Origin of the sequence: Lentzea sp. NPDC051838 (assembly GCF_040681245.1) — a bacterium.
GTDB lineage: Bacteria > Actinomycetota > Actinomycetes > Mycobacteriales > Pseudonocardiaceae > Lentzea.
Genome location: NZ_JBFAYI010000003.1, coordinates 26,052 through 46,917, shown reverse-complemented (window position 1 = coordinate 46,917; position 20,866 = coordinate 26,052). Strand labels below are relative to the sequence as shown.

1 protein-coding gene (running past one end of the window) is annotated in these 20,866 nt (G+C 68.3%); it reads right to left on the bottom strand.

Annotation, left to right across the window (positions count from 1 at the left end; all coding sequences use genetic code 11):
• Nucleotides 1-20,866, bottom strand: partial view of a hypothetical protein gene (locus tag AB0M24_RS09160; RefSeq protein ID WP_363763143.1) — the 5' portion only. Its footprint begins 10,310 nt before the window's first position; the window shows 20,866 of its 31,176 coding nt (coding positions 1-20,866); it begins with the start codon at nucleotides 20,864-20,866; the stop codon falls past the left edge of the window.

Genomic DNA, 20,866 nt, shown 5'->3' with positions numbered 1-20,866 from the left:
GGTAGACCGCCCCGGGCAGCACGACGTGGACGCCCTCACGTCCCTCCTGCCGGCTGTGCACCAGGCTGCCGACCCGGCTCTCCGCGACGATGTCCACGTTCGCGTCGACCTGGATCAGCACGGTGCGGCCGGTGCCGGGCAGGTTGCGCTTGCGCTCGTTGAGTCCGGTCATCTCGCGGATCTTCGAGACCGTGTTGCGCCACGACCAGAACTTGTTCGACAGCGCCGCGCCACCACGTCCGATGGTCGGCTTCGTCTCGCCGGTGTCGGGTGCGGCGATCAGCGCCGTGCCCCAGCTGAAGTCCCAGCCGCGGCTCCTGCTCTTCGACGAACCTGCCTTGGTGCCGCCGACCGACGAGTACTCGGTCGCGGTGTTGTCCGAAATGGACACGAGCTTCGGGTTGGACAACACCATCTTCGTGCCCAGTGCGCCGAAGCGGTCCTCCAGGCGGCGGCTGTGCTTGAGCGCGTTGTCCTGCAGGCCGGTGTTCACGGCGTGATTCAGGTTCGCCTTGAGGTGCTCGGGCGCGAACATCTGATCCGCCGCACGCCTCGACGCGGAACCCGGCAGCGTCAGCACCTTGTCGTCGCGTGCGGCAGTGTCCAGTGCGGCGAGGGCGGCCTCTTCCAGTTCCGCGGCACCGGTGAACGCCTCGACGTGCAGCCACTCGGTGACCGCGATCTGGCCGTCCGGCGTGGTCCGCGGGTGCAGCATCAGGTCGGTGATCGACGGCGGCTGCTCCATCCGCTCCGGTTCACCCGGCGTGCCCGGCCGGAACTCGGACGGGTCGTCCGTGAGCACCGAGCTGTCCGGCAGGAACAGCTGGATGTCGCCCTTCACCGGGGCGAGCGTGATCGGGTCGGCATCGGTGCGATCCGGGTTCGGGTCACCCGTGTGCGCGATGGTCTTGACCTTGGGCGTCTGCCAGCCGGGCAGGCCGGGCAGCAGGCGGCGCACCCACGCCTTGGGGCGCGAGTAGGTCTCGACGGCGACCTCGTACTCGATTCCGCCGGAGAACCGGTGGCTGGTCTCGCTTCCCGCGTTCACCAGGAAGTTCACCGTGAGCGGTCCGGACGAGTTCTGGTGCGTGGTCGAGGAGTTGTACTTGATCGACGCGTTCGGCACGACGACGAGCGTCGAGTCGCCTAGGTCCGTCGGGACGACCGCGCGGCCCTCGGGTCCGACGGAGTAGGAGAACGCCCGGTCGCTGCTCGCGCCCATCTTCGACTCGCGCGTGTCCGAGCTGCGGACGACCCTGTCGACGACCTCGCCGTCGTACGAGGGGTCCCGCAGCTTCGCCTTGACGGTGACGCGGACGTAGTCGTTGGAGTAGAAACCCCTGCGCTTGAACACGATCGGCACGTTCTTGCCGAACAGGCTGTCCATCTGGGACTTCGTGGCGCCGGGCGAGAGGTTCGTGTCCAGCATCCGCTGGTTCGTCATCATCTCGGCGAACTGGGCGTAGTCGTCGCCGGGCCGGGACTTCGCCTCGGCCATCTTGCGCAACGCGTTCTCGAACCCGCCGTACATCTTGGACAACGCCGTCGCAATCTGGGCCTTCACCGCGGTCAGATCCACGCGGTACCAGGGCTTGTGCTCCGGGCGGGCACCCCACGTCGGCAGGAACTCCTCGAAGCCCTCGATGCCGGTGAGGGTGTCCTCGATCTGCTGCTTGACCTCGTCCATCCTGTCGAGGCGGGCGGCCTTGGCGTTGCCGGTGGCGAGGTCGAACGCCAGGTACGGCGGCAGGAAGCGCGGCTTGCCGTCGGCGGGCGGCTTGACCTCCGTGCCGTCGAAGCCCGCCGGCACAGCGAACCCGTGCTTCTCCGCTTCTGCCAGGCTGAGCCGGATGATCGCGTCGACCTCGACGTCGACCTCGGTGCCCTCCGCCGACTGCACGGTGATCGTCGCCTTGACCGCGTAGGCGCCGGTCCGGCCCTTCACGTCGGTGCCGATCTCGTGCTTGCCCTGCGCACCCGCCGGCGTGGACTCGCTGTTCGACACGTTCACGCCGCCGCCGAGCAGCACGGCGCCGCCGGGGAACGCGCCACCGAAGCTGCCGGAGACGCCGAAACCCTTCTTGGACGTCGGGGTGTTCGTGACGCCCTTGGTGGACGCGTCGTGCAGCGCGAGCGTCGTGTCGTCGAAGTTGTCGAGCAGCTGCGCCTCGGTGATGACGGCCTTCATCCGCACCGCCGCGCCGTGGCTGCCGTGCGGGCTCACCAGGTCGGCCGACGAGACCCAGTTGTCGATCATGCTGGGCAGCTCGGCGCGGATGTTCACCGCGCTGAGGAACGTCTTGAGCGCCGTGCGGCCGGGTGCGCCGACCTTGGTGATCGACGGGTGCATCATGCCCGCGACGTCGGCGAACTTGTCCTCGACGCGGGTGACGGCCTCGCTGAGCATCGTGGTGAGCTGCGGCGTGGCACCGTCCGGAATCTGCTTCCACGACGTGTCGGTGCCCTCGGGAAGCGTGTTCTTCTTCTCCGGCACGCTCAACGTCACGGTGTCGTTCAGCGAGTCCGTGCCGACCGGGTTCAACTGGGCGTCCACAATGGACACCGACCACTTGACCGGCACGTCGGTCTGCGCCGCCGTCTCGCCGGGGAACAGGCCGCGGAACGTCTGCACGCCCGTCGAGTGCGACTGCGACACCGCGGGAGCACCCAGCGGCGTGCGAACGCTCAAAGTGCCGGTCGGGCCGAGCCCCGAGTTGAACGCGACGGTCGCGCCGATGTCTCCGCCGGTCGCGATGGTGCTGTTGGCGGACACCGACTTCGGGTCCAGCCCGCTGAGGTCTGCCTTGTGCTTGGCGCTCACGCCGTCCCGCGACATCGGGTGCTGCGGCACGTCGAGCTCGGCCGTGACCGTTGCCGCGTACCAGCGCTCGCCGACCTTGACCTGGAACTCGCGGCCGTCGCCGAGGAACGACTCGAACTCGCTGTCGGTGTCCACCATCGTCTCGATGGCCTTGAGACCCTCGACCTCGGCGTCGAGCACGGTGGAGACGAGGTCTGCGACCTCCGTGCCGATCTTCTGGTGGGACGCCTTGACCAGCCCAAGCGCGCGGCTCTCGCGCACGTGCACCGGCACCTCGACTGGCCTCGACTCGAACGTGGTCGCGGGCGCCTCGACGCCGTCCGGGTTCGTGACGAAGATCTGCGGCTCCGGGATGGTGCCGAGATCCCTGCTGGGCAACGGGTTCGCGACCACCGACGACGCGGTGGTGCCGCCACCGCTGCGAGTCTGCGTCCGCGGGCCGTCCACGGCAACGGTCTGCGGCTTGGTTGCGGTGCCGTCTGCTGCGACGACGCGCGGCTTGGTGCGGGGCGCACTCGGTGGCGTGTCGGCGTCGACCCTGGTGAACGGACCGCCCTCGGTACCGATCTGCCCGTCCACCCGCAGATGCACATCACCGCCGGTCGCGTAGACGTGCACCTGGGAACCCAGCGCCACCAGCTCGCGGCTGACCGCCGTCGCCGCACCCGCCAGCGCCTCGCAGATCAACAGCACCATGGGCGACTTCGGGTTCTGCCGCACCGCACCGCGAATCGGCGCAGTCCGCGCGACCAGCTTCGCGAACGCGTCGGGCGTCATCGAGACGTTCGCGCCGTCCTTCAGCCGCACGGCCACGAACCCGTCGGCACCGTGCGCGTCGACGAACAACGGCCGGTACCGCTCGTCACGCCACGGCGCTTCCTCCGACTTCCCCTGCTCGACCGCGTCCTCCATGGAGACCTCGTCGCCCACGGTGTACACCTGGGACAGGGACTCCTTGCCCGCGTTCTCCACGAACTCGGCGGAGAACGTCGCGTGCTCGGTGGCACTGACCTCGTTGCGGTCACTCGGGAACACCGCACCGATCGTCTGTCCGTTCTGGACCAGCGGCACGACCTGCACGTCGGCGGCGGTGAAGTAGAACGTCTTTCCGTTCGTGCCGACACCGCGGAAACCGTTGCCGCTGAACGCCGCCTTGATCGCGGTGGCGAACCGGCTGTTGCGGGTCTGCGTCTTGTCGACCTGGACGGTGACGGGCCCGTCGCCCGCTTCCTCCCTGATCGAGACGCCGTGGAACCTGTTCGCCAGCGAGTCGAACGCCGCCTTGAGGCCCGCGACCACCTTCTGCCGCAGCGTTCCTTGCTCCCCGCCGCCGCGCACCAGCACGCGAGCGTTCGGCCCGGCGTTCGCCACGTCCTCGAAGAAAGCGTTGAGCTGTGCGTCCTCGACCTCGCCGTCCTCGCCGATCACGACGACAGCGGGCGTGACCGTCTCTTCTCGGACCGGGGCAGCCACCGTGCCGTCCACGACCACGCGGACGCTGTTCGTCCGGTGGGCGTCGGCATCGCTCGTGCGGACCGTCAACCGCACGTCGTCACGGGTGATGCGCGCGCTCGGGTCGACGTCGTGCTGAGCCAGTTCCAGCTGCCGATCGAGCGCGGTCTCCAGCAGGGCGGCGATGTTGGTGCGACGGTCCTCGCCGTGTTCCGCGCCACCGCCTTCGACCACGACCTCCGGCTGGGCCAGACCGTTCCGGTGCCGGACCACGATCGCCTCGGCGAGCAGCTCTGCCTGCAGCTTGAGCGCCGCCCTGACCTCGTCCGACGGCTGGGTGGTGCCGTCCTCGAAGCCGTAAGCGCGGAACTGCACCGAACCCGGCAGCTGGGGCGCGACCTCGGGGGCCGGGATGAGGGTGACCGGGTAGTGGCTTGCGGGCTGATCCAGCGCGGATTCGGGGAACACGAACAGGTCCAGCACGTCCCGGACCAGGGAGCCCTCGGTGGCGGGCGGCATCGCGACGGACTGCACGCGGCCGGCGTCCGCGGGATCGGCGGCGATGGCGGACACGGCGGCGCGGAGCACGACACCGGGATGTTCGTGCGTTTTCGCCAGCTCGACGGCGGTGTCCAGGGCCAGCGTGCCGTCGCGGTTCGCCAGCCCGTCGCGCAAGGCGTCGCGGATCTGCAGCGCGAGGTCGTCATCAGTCGTGCCCTGCTGCACCTTCAGCGTGAGCACCGCCGCAGCCTCGCGCGTCGTCGGCGCGACGTCCGGATCCGTCGCCGAGAGCACGTCGAGGTGGAAGCGCGCCTCACTCGTCAACCCACGCGTCGTGGGCTGCGCGTCCGGGGCGATGTTCAGCCACTTCTGGGCTTCCGCGGCCACGTTCCGCACGCCAGGAGCCCGATCCGGCATCGTGACCGTGCGCACCATGTCCCGCCAAGCCTGCTCGCCGGCGATGGTGGCGACCGCGGCCTCCAGCACGACCGCGCCGTGCGGGTGGTCGCGCAACTTCCGTTCCACCACAGCGAAATCCAGGTCCCCGCGAGCGCGCAGTCCCTTGGTCAACGTCTCCACGACGCTGCCCACGAGGTCGACCAGATCCGCGAGCGTCGGCGTACCCGCCGGATCCGAGGGCTCGCCGCGGAAGGAAGCGGCGTCCTCGATCAACGGGATCGGACCGAGGCGCCCGGCTGCCCGCTTCGCCGCGATGTTCGCGTTTCCGCGCCACGCGGTGCGGACGGAGTCACCCAGCTGCTGCGTGTAGAGATCGGCGAACTGGTGCCCACGCGGCACGATCAGCACCGGCGGCACCTCGGTGTCCGGCGCGGCCCCGAGCGCGAAGCCGTACTCGCTCGACACCGCGGCTTCGAACGTTCCGGTGTCCGTCAGCGCGTACTCGGCGGACACGACCACACCACCGAAGCGACGCGTCAGCTCCGCACCCAGGATCGCTCGGGCCAGGTCGCGGTTCTCGTCGGTCGTGTTGTCGTGCGCGGCGGAGAACAGGTCCTGGTCCACCATCGGCGACTCGGCGTTGAACACCTCGTCGACGCTGACGACCAGGAACCCGTGCTCGCGCGCCAGCTGGTCCATCTGCAGCAGGTCGACCAGCTGCGGGTCACCGGCCCGCGCCGCGACGAACAGTGAACGCGGCACGTCGGTCACCAGCACCGGCGTGAAGCCCTCGCGGCGCGCGGTCTCAGCAGTGACGGCAAGAGAGTTCCACGCCGAGGCGTCGACAGGGCCACCCAGCACCGGTACGTGGACGATCTTCGGCAAGTCCCGGCCGTTAGCGCTGATCACCGAGTCAGGACGGGACGTTGGTGTGACGTCGGCAGGCGCGGTCTTCAACAGGTCCAGCGACTCGAAGAACGACACCTGCGAATCGACGGACAACGCGCTGAAGTCGAACCCTGCGAGGAAATCCGGTGCGGGCGCGGGACGCAACACACCCGCGACGGGCTGGATCTCCTGCGCCGCGGCCAGTTCCCGCGCGGTGACCGAGCCGGGTGCCTGCGCCAGCCGCAGCTGCCGGTGGTACTCGGCCATCGCGTCCCACCACGCGGTCTTGGCGTCGTCGATGGCCGTCTGCAGGTCGGTGACGTCCGCCTCGGCATCGGCCGACAGCGCGCCCTCGAGCTTGCCGACCGTGTCCGTCCACTCCTTGCTCGCCGCCGTGAAGTCCGCGACCGCCTTGACCAACGGCTGCGGCAACGGGCCCAGCAGGTCCTCGGCGGCGGGCTCGCGCATCCGGACGAGGTAGGCGTTGTCGACGGAGACCCCTGCGACACCGACCTTCGACGTGGAGCCGGGCTTGGAAGCCACGACCTTGAACTCGACGTCCGCGAGCACACCGCGCGACGACAGGCCGGGGTGGGTGGTGCGGTGGTTGAACCGGGGGTCGCGGCTGGAGGTGCTCTCCGTGTGCACGTTGATGTTGACGGTCTTGTCCGCGCGGTTCGACGGCCCCGACCGCTCCAGCACGGCGAGCGTCTGCACCGCGCCGAAGTCCTTCTGCGAGCCGGAAGCGTGGTCGGTGCCGCCGTTGCCGCGCAGGATCCCGCCGGTCGAGTACTCGCTGCCGGACGACAGCTCGACGGAGTCACTCGCGGCGTCACCGACGAAGCTGTCCATCTCCACCCGGCCACTGGCGGACGCGAGCTTCGCGCCGGGCTTGAGCCGCGCGTGGAACTCGACGTCGCGGTCGAGCCCCGCCACCGGGAACCGGAACAAACCCGCGCGCATCGCGGGCATACCCGCCTTCACCGTGGCGGGCGTGATCGCCGCGTCGACGGCGAGCGAGACCTTCGTGTCGACCGTGACGCCGGATTCCACCAGCGCCACCTTCGCCGTGGTGCGCAGCGTGTCGATCATGCCGAAGTAGTGCTCGACCTCGTACTGGCCGGAGTCGGGCAGCGCGAGGCTCTCGTCCGCGTCCGACCGCCAGTCGGCGATGTCGCGAGCGTCGGACGCGGGCAGCTTCGCGATCTTGCCCTCGGCACCCAGCGGCTTCGCGCTGCCCGGCGGGAGCAGCTTCTCCTCGGGCATCGTGCGGACCTTGACCGTCTGGTCCACAGTGGACGACACGACCGGCCGGGACGTGTCCTGCTGGGTCTCCGGGTCGAAGCCGAGCTTCCGCTCGATCTTCACGGTCAGCCGGATGTCGCCCTCGTAGGAGCCGACCGGGCCGCGGACCGCGCCGTAGGAACCCGCGGACTGCGAGTGCGAGTACGACTCCGTGTGCGTCTGGGCCAGCGCGACGTAACCAGCCTGCAGACCCACTCCCAGGTTGCCCGAGGTCGGCTTGGAGGTGCCCGACGGCGACGTGTTCGGGTCCGAGAACTGGCCGTGCGCCCGCGCGATGGCGGTGACGTCGATGATGTTCTGACCGAAGACCTTCTCGTCCGTGTCGCCGACCGAGACGATGTTGCGGGCCGCGAGCTTGCGGACGATCTCGATCTCGCCCTTGGCCGGCAGCTTCGTCCACTCGCCCTCGACCGTGAAGACGTAGGTGCGGCCCGAGAACCGGAACTCGACCCGTAGCGGCGTGCCCACACCGCCGTTCATCACGGTGGTGAACATACGGTCCACATTGGACAGCAGCTCGGTGACGACGCGCGAGTTGTTCTGCGAGCTGGTGAGCGGCGACGTCGGAAGCAGCTCCTCTGCGGCCTCGGGCCCGAGCTCCTCGTGGTCGCGGATCTGCTGACGGAGATCGTCGAGCACGGAGCTGATGTCGATGCGGTTGGCGACACCACCGATGCCGAGCGACGTGACCTTGGTGTTCCGCAACGACTCCGGCGCGGGCAGCGTCTCGGCTTCCGGCGTCTCGGCGGCCTCTTCGCGCTCCTGGTCCTGGCGTTCCAGCTCCGCCAGCTGCTCCTCGGTCACCCACATCAGCACCGAGTCGTTCAGCGTGAACTTCTCGCCCGCGGACTCGAGCGGCGGCCGCGACTTGAGCTCGGCGAAGTCGAGGTTGCCGCGCACCTGCGTCTCGGCCACCACCGACGCCTCGACGCCGACCGAGATCAGCACGCGCTTGGTCGGGTTCGGCGTGAAGTGGTTCTTCTCGACGCCCTGGATGCGTTGCGCGCGCTTGCGTCCGAACCTGCCGGCCCACGGCGCGAGCCGGAAGATGAACACGCCCTCAGGAGCGCCCTTCGCGCCGCCCGCCACCGGATCCGCGGTTCCGCTGATCGCGTCCACGTTGGTGATGTCGAAGTCCACTGACGTCGTGGCGCCCTTGGCCATGCTCACCGCGGTGCCGCTGACCGTGGTGTTCTTGGTCCGCTGGTACTCCACCGGCCCCAGGCGCTTGGGGTTGACCGGCTTCAGCACGACACCGGCTCGCGCGTGCACGTCGGCGCGGCGCCGTTCGTGGCCGATGCCCTCGACCACGTGCACCTTGCCGAAGATCCGCGGATCCTTGCGGAACGCCTCCGGTGAGAACTGGTCGGTGACCAGCTCGGCGTTGGACCCGACCCGCTGCGCGAACGCCGGGTCGCCGGACGCGCGGTCGAGCATCCGGTACACCGAGTGGACGATGTGCTCGGTGCCGGCGATGGACAGGACGTCCGCGCCCTCCACCGTCCGGTCGCCCTTGGGCAGGTTGTCGATCAGCGTGTCCGGCAGGTCCTCCACCGGGGTCGGCGTGACGACGAGCGCTTCGGGAGCTTCCTCCGTGACGAGGTGGTTCGGGATCAGCAGCTCGACGGGCACGGTCTGGCCGAGCGGGGTGTCCTGGTCCCTCGTCAGCCCGGTGAACTCGCCGTCCAGCGCGACAGGCCGCACGTCCAGCCCGTGCCTGCCCGGCTTACCGAGGCTGATCCTGCGCAGCGCCTTGTTGGTGCGCGTGTAGGTCGTGACCTCGGGCGTCAGCCGCAGATCGCCCGCGAAGTGCCGCATCTGCGTGTCGTTCTGGCCGCCGGACTCGGTGAGCTTCGTGCCGGCGTGCTTGTGCTCGGTGACCTTGCCGGTGTCGTTGGCGATCGAGACGGACGACGACCAGGTGCGCCCGATCTTCAGCGTCGCCAGGAACACGTTGGCGCCCTTGACGATCGCCGCGGTGACCCGGCCCTGGACACCGATGCTCGCGCTCGTCGACCTGCTGGCGGTGAAGGTGCGGGTCTCGTACTCCTTGGTCCGCGTCTCCGTGGTGGAGTCGGCCAGGTCGATCTGCAGGTCGCCGTCGGCGAGGCTCTCCAGCGTGGCCTTGATCCGGACCATCACGACGGTGTCGGTGAACGGACCCTGCTTGACGAGCGGGATCACCAGGCCCGGCCCGAGCATCAGGTCGACCAGCTGCATCAGCTGCTTGTCCGACATGCGCGACTTGGCGTTGCGCTGGCGCCGCGTGGTGTCGTTGATCAGCGACTTGAGGCCCGCCGCCAGGTCCGGGTCGTCGAAGTACTTGATGAACTCCGACGAGCTGAAGTGGTACCAGTGGTGGTTCGGCACCTTGCGCAGGGTGTCCGCGATCGCCCCGTAGATCCTGTCCTTGCCGCGGAACGTGTGCACCTTCGCACCCGCCGTCGACAACCCGGACTCCAGGTGCGCCGGCGCGAAGTGCGTGCGGTCGTCGCCGGTACGGTACTGGGGCGCGTGCTCGTCCGGCCCGGGGTCGACGATGCCCGAGGCCAGCGCGCGTTCCCGCGTCACGACCTGGGCGCCGACGAGGTCGCCCTCCAGGAACACCGGCGGCTGGCCCAGCACCCGGACCTGCAGCTGGTACACGGTCTTGTAGCGGACGAGCTTGCCGCCGAAGTCGTGCTCGAACCGGATACCGGTCTCGCGCTTGAACTTGCTGCTCCACGACCGGTCGTGGCCGACGCTGACCAGGCCGCCGAGCGTCACGATGAACTTGCCCGCGGTCACGAACGTTCCGGCGAACACGCTGAGGGCACCGCGCCGCTTGGCTGTCCACGTGTCGGTGCGGGCGGCCTTCGAGTTGTCCCAGTCCAGCAAGGCCGACGTGTGCTTCTTGTCGTCGGTGTCCTCGATCTCCTCGACGATCTCGACCTGGCGCGCCACCGCGCGCATCTCGATCACCGAGTTGTTCCGGAACAGGTCGGCCGGGCTGCTCACCGGCCCCTTGATCAACGGGTCCGAGCGCCGCCAGCTGGAGTCCGGGTGGTCGATCGGGTCGGCCGTGACCATGCTCATCAGTTCGGCCTTGATGTTGGTGCGGTGCAGGAACTCCTGCAGCACGTCCCGGCCCGGCGCGCCGACCTCGGTGAGGTGCTTCGGCAGCATCTTGGCGACCTGGTCGAAGAACGACGAGCCCTCCGGCGTGTTGACCAGCAGCTCTTCCAGGCCGAAGTCCTTGGGCGGCGAGCCGGTCAACGGCTTCAGGCCCCGGCCGCCGTTCGCGCGCGGTGCCTTGGGGTGCCCGAACCGGAGCGTGCCGCCGAGCCCTTCGTTCTCGCCGTGCTCGACGCGGCCGACGAGGTCCTGCTTCGCGTCGCGCAGCTCGAACTCGTAGGAGACGTGCACCTCGCTCGCACGCACGTCGAGATCGAGCAGGAGGGACGCGCGCTTGTGCTCCTCGGAGACGTCGCGCTGCATGCTCTGGTTGACGTTGGGCGTTCCGGACGGCGTGGCGATGACGAGCAACGGCGGCGAGGCCGTCACCGTGATCGGCAGGGCGAGCGACGGATCCACCGAGTACCCGTTGCCCGCCTTGCGGAACCGGCGGTAGCGGGTCTCCGGCGGCATCGTCCAGCGGGGCTTGCCGGGCACGCCGTTCGCGGTCGTCCAGTCGAGCTTCGCCTTCACCACCAACGTGTGCGGCTTGCCGTCGATCTCCACGGTGAACTCGCGGCCGTCGCCCAGCATGCTCGGCACGTCGTTCTTCATCGCGCGTTCGACGTGGTGCAGGCCCTGGATCTTCTGCTTGTGCCTGCCAGTGGGGCGACGCACGCCGTCCTGTCTCTTGACCAGGATTCGTCTTCCTGCCGGGAGCATGCCGCGGAAGGCGCTCTCGATGCTGATGCCCTTGACCTGGGTGTGCGGCGCGGCCTCGCCGAAGCCCTCGCTGTTGACGAGGTAGTCGGGCATGCCTTCGAGGACCTGTTCGGACGGCCCCTTGGGAGTCGGCTGGAACGAGCTCTCCTCGCCGTCCTCGTCCTCCTCGGTGATCGTTTCCAGGGTGGTGTGGGTGGGTGTGGTCTGTGGCGCGAGGCCGAGGTCCCTGAGGCCCTGCTCGTCGACCCAGAGGTCGACCGGGGTGTCCGGGGCGCTGAGCAGCGAACCCGACCAGGTGTCGTCGACCGAAGTCTTGCGGTAGCTCGCTTTCACGTCCCACGTCGGCGTGCCGCGCACCCGGTAGCGCGGACCGTCGTCGGTCTGGATCTCCTCCAGCAGCTGGCGGTTCTGCAGGTCGAGCTTGAGCGTCACCTGGGACAGCGAGCCCCTGTCGAACGTGATGGTGCGGCCCTGTTCCGACATCGACTGCCGGACGTTGTCCCACAACTCTGTCGGCGTGGTGGCGTCGAGAATCTGCTGGGTGGCTGCTGGCGTGGGCGCGGGCCTCGTCGTGCCGCGGCGGGGCGCGTCGGCGGGGTGCAGCAGTCTCGTGATCGTCTTGTGCAGCTCGACCGCGGGTGCCGGCGTCGCTTCGACGTGGGCGTCTTCGCTGAACCCGATGTGCCCCTTGCGCTTCTGTTCGCGGCGCAACGCCTGACGGTTCTCGCGGATGGGTTCGGTCTGCGGCGCTGGTTCTTCGAGCGCTTGGTCTGCCGCGATCGACGAGTTCACGGCGGTTTCGATGACCGCGGTGCGGTTGAACTCGCCCAGCGGCGCGTCCATCGTGATCCGCAGGTCGTGGGTGAAGTGCGCCTGCAGTTCGGTGGGTAGTTGGACGTCCGGCACGGTGTTGAGCGCGTTCGGCACGACGTCGGGGTTGATGTCGGCACCGAAGAGGTCACCCTCGACCGGCGCGGCGTGCGGGAGTCCTGGTGCCGTGCGCTGGAAGTCGCCGGGGCCGAGCGTCGCCCGGATGACCACGTCCTGCTCGACCTGGCCCAGCGGGGTGTCGGTCATGACCCGGATGGTCACGCCGCCGTTGAGCATCGCGTCGAGCACGCTGCTCGGACGTTCGGTGTCGACGAGGTTCTGAACGGCCTGCTCGTTGAACTGCCGCGTGGTGACGGCCTCCGGGCGCGGCTTCTGCGTGAGCGTCCGCTTGACGGTGTCGAACGCCGTCTTCACCTTGTGCAGGAACGATTCCCTGGCCTGCAGCGAGCGCTGCCGGTCGTTGACGGCGTTCGTGACGGCCTGGGCGATCTGCTGCATCGCGGCGGCCTCGTCGCGGAACTCGACGTCCCCGCGCCCCTGCCCGATGCCGTGCGGGGCCTGGTACCGCGTGGTGTCGACGTCTACGTCTTCGTCCGGGATCGTGCCGATCTCGCGCTCGTCGTCGGTGACGTCCGTCAGGTTCGTGATGTGCTCGCCCAGCCACTGCGCCAGGACGAGGCCGCGGCCCTGCAACCCGTTGTCCGCCTGGAGCTGCTCCCCGACCAGCTCCTCAACCCTGTCACGGCGCCACGCGAAGTCCTGCCGGTCGTCACCCTCGAAGTCGCCCAGCGCATCGGCCACGAGCTCACGCGCCATATCCAGGTACTGCTCGTCGACCTCCGTCTCGACATCCAGAGCCGCATCCCACGCCGCAGCGTCGTCGACGTTGTCGAGGTGTATCAGCCGGTCCCGCACTGGCGCCGAGTCCACGACCCGCCACTGCTCAGCTGCCCACGCGGCCAGCTCCATCGACTCGACGGTGATCACACCGCCGTCGTGGAGGATCTGGTCCGCCACCAGGATCTCGGCGTCGGCCTGGAGGTCGCGGACCCAGTCGCGATCCTGCGCGCTCGCCGGCCCGAACACCGACGCGACGACCCGACGCGCCTCCGCGTCCGCCGCGGTCGTGTCCTCGTTCTGGCGATCTGCCTCGGCGTCGGCGACGACGTCGTTCCACCACCGCGTCCATTCCTCGTCGGTGCCGAAGTCCTCGCCGCGGCGGACCTCGGTCAAGCCTCCTTGGCCGGGCTCGTCGTCATCGTGGTCATCGTCCTCTTCGGACTCGTCATCGGTGCCCGACTCGTCATCCGTACCTTCCTCGGTACTGGTGTCGGTGTCTTCGTCGTCGTCCTGCTCTTCCTCGCCGTCCTGCTCTTCCTCGCCGTCCTCGGCAACAGCAGGCGCAACCGGCACAGCTGGCGAGCTGTCCTCCTCGAACAGACCGCCCCCGAGCCCTCCGAGGAAGTCGTCGTCCGACTCCACGCCCTCGGACTCGTGCACGACCTCAACAGGCGCCGCCTCCACGTCGTCATCGAGGAACCCGAGACCGACGCCGTCGAAGTCGTCCTGCACCTCAACGTCCGCAGTGGACGTACTAGCACCCCGGAAGTCGTTCTCCAGCACCGGTTCAGGAACCACATCGGCAGGCTTGGACGCCGGAACGTCCGGAGTCTTCGTGAAGAGCTTGAGCAGTTCCTCGTACTTCTTCTCGTACTTCGGCGTGTACCGATACCGCCGCCCGCCCTCGTCGAGGATCAGCTCCTTGGTGCCGCGGACGGTGTCGAGGATCCCGGCGATCGGGGTCTTCTTGAACTTCTCCACGTCTCCGGTGTAGCTGTTCACGAACTCCGCGTGATCCGTGTACGAGGAGAAGTCCGCCTGGTAGTACTGGTGGAACTCGTGGAAGAACTCGAGCACGTCGGCATCCGTCACGGGCCCGCCGCCCGGCCTGCCGGTCGTCTCCGCGAGGTTCCTGATGAAGTCGTGGGCGTCCTTCGCCTTCACCCCGCCCAGGTCGCGCATGTAGTAGCCGAGCGGGTCGGCGTCCACCATCGACCGAACGAGCTTGAAGTCGCGCTCGTCGGTCCACAGGCCTTCGTGCCGGTTCATCTGGCTGACCGCGCCCAGGTGCTCGGGCTCGCGGTCGTGCTGCTCCTGGCCGTCGCCGTACTGGTGCTTGGAGTTCTCCTTCTCCATGTCGTGGAACAGGATCGCCTTGGCCAGGGCCTCCCGGGACACGAACCGGTCGGCGTCGTTGTCGTGCTGGGTCAGCTTCAGGAACTGGTTCAGCACCATCTGCGCGTGCTCGCCGAAGGTGCTCGGGTTCGCCCTGTTCTTGTCCTTGCGGTACGGGCCGCCCTGGCTGTTCGACTCCGCGACGACCTCGTCGAACTTGCGCTGCAACCCGTTCGGGTTCTCGCGGCCGGTCAGGCCCTTGTCGATCTCGGTGACCAGCGTGGTCAGCAGGTCGTTGGCCGAGGTCGGCTTGAGGTCCGTGTACTTCTGGTTGATCTCCGTGGCCAGGCGGTCACCGATCTCCCGGTGCCGCTCGAACACCTTCGGATCGTTGTACTGCGTGTAGCCCTTCGTGTGCTCGACCCGCCACCGGCCGTACTCGTTGAGGTAAGGCCCGTCGGTCGCCGTCCTCGTGTTGTAGTCCACCTTGTTGCGGCGGTGGTCGGTCGCGATGAGCGACCCGATCTCGGCCTGCGTGGCGACGTCGGGGATCTTCGCCATGAACCTGTCGACCCGGTCCCGGCTGATCTCGGTGAAAACGGCCTGCTGCAACGCATCCTGCACCGCGGTCTCGACGTCGTCGACGATCGCGTCCGAGAGCGTGTTGCGGAACCCGGCGTTCACCAGGGAGAGATCGTTGGCGTCGCTCAGCTGCTTGCGGATCTTCGTCTTGAACTGGGGCAGGACGTCGTCGACGATCCTCCGCCTGAGCTCGTCCGGCTCGACGTCCCACAGCTGTGAGGTGGTGATGGTCTCCAGCGACTTCGCCGAACCCACGCCCGCCTTCGACGCCACGACCGAGATCAGTGCCTCGTGGTCGATGTGCAGGCCGAGCGCCTTGACGTCGGCGACGAAATCGGGGTCCCTGCCGAGATCCGCGACCACGTCCTGGATGAACTGGTCGATGCGCGTCCCGCTGAACCAGCCGGCGTTCTTGCCCGTGCCCTTCTCGCCGTTCGTGGCCCAGTCCGGCGCGGTGTCTCCGGTGGCGAACTCGGTGAACTTGCGCTCGGCCACGCGCTTCAGGCCGTCCAGCAGCACGGGCTCGAGCCCCGGCACCTTCCCGTCGGTGGCACCGGCCTTGTCGATCATCTGGAAACGCGGGTCGACGACCGTCGAAGCCGCGACGGTGGCCATCACCGGGGCGATCACCTGGTCGGCGAACGAACCCCGCGGGCCGCCGTTGACGATGAGGTTCTTCAGGCCGTCTTCCTGCACGGCCGGCGGCGAACCTGTGGCGGCCGGAGGCAGCACGGCCTTGTTGATGTTGTTCTGGATGTCCTTCTTGACCCGGTCGAACGACGCCTGCACCGCGTCCTTGATGACGTTGATCGGCTGACCACCCGCCATCGGGATGGTCGTGCCGGCCGGGACCTGCTGGGCGAGGATCCCCGCGACACTGCTCTCCACCACGGAGGTGATCTGGCCGAGGTTCTCCGAGGGCGGGCCGTAGGTGTTGATGAACTCGTTGAGCTCGGCGTTCTTGTCCGTGTTCTTGGCGCTGCCCTTCGGCTTGCTGCCACCCGGGATGGTGTCGTACGCGGGATCGGTCAGCGCCGTGCCGACCTGGTTCGCCGAGTCCCTGTTCGTCCAGCCGACGTAGAACTTCGTCAGGTCGGTCGCGAGCGTGCGCAACGCCTCCGGGTCGTTGCGGAAGCCGCCGAACCGCCAGTTGGTGGACGCGTGCCCCTTCGACCACACGAACCAGGGGTCGTTGCGTGGCCCCAGCGCGGCGGGGTTGAAGTCGTCGTCGAGCCCGAGCCTGGCGTAGAGATCGGCCAGGTGCTCCTGACGCCCCGCCAGGTGCGGCAGGTCGTAGCCGTTGCTCCTGTCCGGCGCGTAGGTCACCAACGAACCCGGTCGGACATCGCGCTGCAACGCGTCCCAGTCGACACCTCGGACACCGAACTGGTTGACGTCCGCGCTCTGGTCGACGTTCGTCGTGGTGGTGCCCGACGCGGTCGCGACCGGGTCACCCTCGATCTTCGTGTTGTTCGTGAGGTCGAGGAAGGTCTTCAACGGCACCAGATAGCTGCGCAGCACGGGCTTCAGCTCGGGCTTCTGCGCCCACTCGTGCTGGTACTTGGCGACCCACTGGATCGCGCGGAGCGGACGTCCCGAGTTCACCCAGAACTCCGGCGAGTTGCCCCTGGTGATGGTCACCGTGCCGTCGGCCTGCTGGTGCACGTCCTTGTGATCGGAGTTGGCCGCCGCCGGGTTCGCCAGCGCGGTGTACAGCCGGACGTAGTGCTTGCCCGCGATCGTCTCGACCTCGAACTCGCCCCGGTGCACCAAGTGCTTGCCGCCGTCCCACTCGGCCGTCGTCGACCCGGGGTAGTGCACGTCCATCCGTCCGATGTGGACGGCTTCCTTCGTGGCCAGGTACCGCGGCTGCCCGTTGACGTCGCTCTCGACCACGTGCACGGGCCGCCCGGTCACCGGTCCGTGCGACGTCCACGTGCCGTTCGGGTGCAGGACGTGGATCTGGACGCCCGCGGCCTCCGCGATCGCGTTGAGATCGGCGTTCTCGCGGTCGTCGGTCGTGTAGTTGCCGAGGTTGGTCGTGATCCGCGCGTGCTCGCGCGGTGCGTCGGTGGGCAGGCTCCTCCTGATCGCGTCCACCACGTTGTCGACCGCGGTGTCGCCGTTGGCCACGATGGTGTCGACGCCCTGCAGGTCGAGCTGGCGGTGCTGGTCCAGGTTGAAGACCATGCGCGGCACGACGCTGCCAGGCCTCGTGTCGGGCACCGGCTGCCCGTTGATCAGGTTGCCGCCACCGAGGTCCTGATCCTGGTCGTCGTCTTCGTCGTCTTCGCTGTCCGACTCGCTGTCGGAACTGTCGTCGTCCGAGTCGCCGGGGTCGCCGGGCGCGGAGGCGTGCGGTCGTTCCTGCTCCTGCTCCTGGTCGTCGTCCTGCTCCTGGTCGTCGTCGCCGCCGTACTCGCTGGCGTGCTCGCTGCCACTGACCTTCTCGTCATCGTCGAGGTCGCTCTCGTACCCGTCGCTCTCCGTCGACACCGGCGCGTCAGTCTCGACCCTGATGCTCGGACCACCCGCACGCCCCTTGCCCTTGCCCGGCGCCGGCCGCGGATCAGGCAACAAATCCCCATACACGGCAACGAAGTCGACAACCTCCTCCGTGGTGGGCACCGGAGGCATCGTGTCGCCCAGCACCGTGCCGTCGTGGTCGCCGTCGAACACGGCCGTCACCGGCGTGCCCATGGTCAGCACCACGTCGTGGAACTGCTCAACCGGCCCACCAACCCGCGCCGTGCGGCCGTCGACAAGAACCAGCGGCGTGTCACTGGCGACCGAGATCCTCGTCGTCACCACGGTGCCGACCGGGAACTGCGGATCGCTGGGGTCGTACCCCTGGACGAACCGGAGATCCTGGTGTTCCTCGGGCCCCTCGGTCGTGATGGCGGCGAGCTGGGCGTCGTTGAGGTCGGCCGTGAACGGGATGAAACTCGTCTCGTGCGCGCTGAAGTCCGGGTTGGGATTCCCGTCGAGCGCGGGCACCGCACCGTTGCGAATCTCGTGCCAGCTCGGATGCCAGCCGGGCACGCCCCTGTACAACGTGACGCCATCGCCGAGGTACTGCCTCACTTGGTCGGCCAGCGCCTTCTTCTGCTCGGAACTCCCCCGCTTCACGACGTCGACCCCGACGTACAGGTTCATCTCGCCGAGCCGGTAGAAGTCGCCGACTTTCTCCCCGCGCAACCGCAGATCGTCACCCAGCACGACAAGCACGTTGGTGCCGGACGACTCACCGTTGTCCCGCACCGAGCTCAGGTACTCACCGATCCCGCCGACCTCGCGGGCGATCGTCCCGGACACGAAGGTCTCCGCAACCTGCCGCCCAGCCCCCTTGGGATCCTTGGACAACGTGACCTGCTGCGCGCCGAGGTCAGCCAGCACCACGTTCAGCTCGTCGGCATCGACCCTGCCACCCGGCCAGCCCCAGCGCTTCAGCTCGGAGTTGACCGCGCCGAGCAGACCCTCGTGCGGGTTGAGCTCCTTGCCGACCTTCTCGTCCACATCGGACTCGACGTCGGTGTCCGAGTCGGGGTCGTAGCCGAGGCCCGCGTGGCGCTCGTCGTGGTCGAAGAGGGTGTCGGTCTCGGACTCCGTGTCGCTGTCGGACAGTTGGGGGTCGAAGTCCTGGTCCAGCTCCGGAGCAATCGGCACGTGCACGTCGGATTCGAGCGCGGCGTCGACCTTCGGCGTGGAGGTGACGTCCACCGAGAACTCCGGCCCTGTGGTCTCGGTGGACACCGTCGTCGAGCTCGACTCCTTGATGTCGACCTTCGGCGTGCTCGGCGTCGGCGTGGTGCTCGTGGTCGTGTTAGTCGTCGTGGTCGTGTTCGGCGTGACCGACGTGTTGCTGGTCGAGGTGTTCGGCGTAGCGGTGTTCGGTGTCGGCGCCGGAGAGACCGACGTGGTGCCGAACTGGCTGTCGTTCGAACTGTCCGTGACCGACAAGTCAGTCACGACATCAGGCGACACCGACGGCGGCGGCACCGACAACGACGAAGTCTCCACAGTGGACTGCGGCACCACCGCAGGCGCCCCGTGCTTGTCGCCCAAGTTCGTGTTCAGCGTCGACGTGCTGGGCGTAGCAGGCGTGTTCGACGACGGCACGTTTGTCGACGAAGATGGAGTGTTCGACGATGGTGCGTTCACCGACGTGCTGGGTGCGTTCGACGAGGTGGACGGCACGTTCCCCGAGGTGCTCGGAACGTTGGACGAGCTCGACGGCACATTCGTCGACGGCGAGGGCGTGCTGGTCGACGGCGACGGAACGTTCGTCGACGTCGAGGGCGCTGGCACGTTCGACGATGGAGGCGCGTCAACGGAGGTGCTCGGCGCGTTCGTCGACGGCGAGGGCACGTTCGAGGACGGGTTGGACGCGCTGCTCGACGGCGGAGGCGTGTTCGTCTGGCTGGTGTTGCCACCGGTGTTGCTCGGGGTGTTGGGCGTGTTGCTCGGAGCACCCGGCGTGTTGCCCGGCCCGTTGTTCAGGCCACCGGTGTTGTTGCCGCTTCCGCTGCCCGCATTGCTGCTACCCGAGTTACCGCTACCCGTATTGCTGGTACCCGAGTTGGTGCCGCCCGAGTTGGTGCTTCCGCCACCCGAGTTGTTGCCGCTGGTACTCGAGTTGCTGCCACCGCTACCGACGTTGCTGCCGCCAGTCCCGGTGTTGCCGCCCGACGTGCCAGGCCCGCTGCCGCCACCCAGGTTGGAGGATCCCGGACCGTTCTGCACGAGCGACCCAGGCGGAGGCGCACCGTTCAGGCCCGTGTTCGGCCCGAAGCTGGACCCGCTGTTCGTACCCGAATTCGAGCCCGAGTTGGTACCGGAGTTGGAGCCGGCGTTGGAGTCGCTGTTCGAACCCGAGTTGGCACCGGAGTTCGAGCCCGAGTTGGAGCCACTGCTCGAACCGGAGGTCGAACCGGAGCCCGAGTTCGGACCCGATCCCCCGCCGCTCCCAGACCCACCCGAACCCGAACCCGAACCCGAAGAAAGCCCACCCCCACCCAGGTTGGGCGCCCCCAGCCCAGACCCGTTCCCAGACCCGGGAACGTTGATCGCCCCAGGCCCGTCAACCCCGTCCTGCTTGAACTTCTGATCCCGATTGTTCTTCCAGTTGTGCAGAGCAGTGGTGCCGCCACCGGACACGAGCCCGTTGACCATCCCCTTCCAGATGTCCCCGGGATCACCCCCGGCCGGAATCGTGATCGCCCCGACGAACACTTCGGTCGCGCCCTCGATCAACGCGGACGTCTGCCACTTCCCCACCCACTGAGGCTTGAAGTGGGCAACGTTCCCGCCCAAGAACCCGGCGAAGGCACCGGCGGCAGCGCCATAGGCGAACGACTTCAGGGTGTCGTCCCAGTCCCAGGCCTTGTCGCTCTCGATCTTCTGCCACACCTGGACGATCGCGTCCTCGAAGACCTCCTCGAAGCCCTCGTCCAGCGCCTGCTGGACCATCTCCGAGATGATCTTGCCGATGGCTGTAGTCACCGAGTCGACGGTGATCTGGTTGACGGCCTTGCCGAGGAACGTCGAGCTGGTGCGGATTAGGATCTGCAGGGCGCGGGCGATCCACTCCGCGAACTTCTGGAAGATCAGCTTGACGACGCCCTGCATCATGCCGATGAACGGGCCGATCAAAGGCCATTCGAAGGGGTCGAACCACATGCGGATGATCTCGGTGGCGGCGAAGATCATCTGCACGATCATCGAGATCTTGGCGCCCTGGACGTTCAGCGAGTAGCCGCGCGCCATCTCGGCCAGGTCGCGGGCGCCCTTCGCGTAGAACGCGGGCTGCTCCGCCAGTTTCTCGCCGTAGCGCCAGAAGGCTCGGCCGATGGTCGGATCGACGTGGTTCATCACGTCCTGCAGGGCCAGGACCAGGCCGTTGACCACGCCGTCGAGCTCGTCGCCGGCCTCTAGAAGCGCCTCGTGGATCTGCCAGATGTCACCCTCGCGGCCCGGCGGCCAGTCGCCGCCCGCGAGGATGATGAAGATCCAGTTGAGCTCCGAGGGCACGGTCAT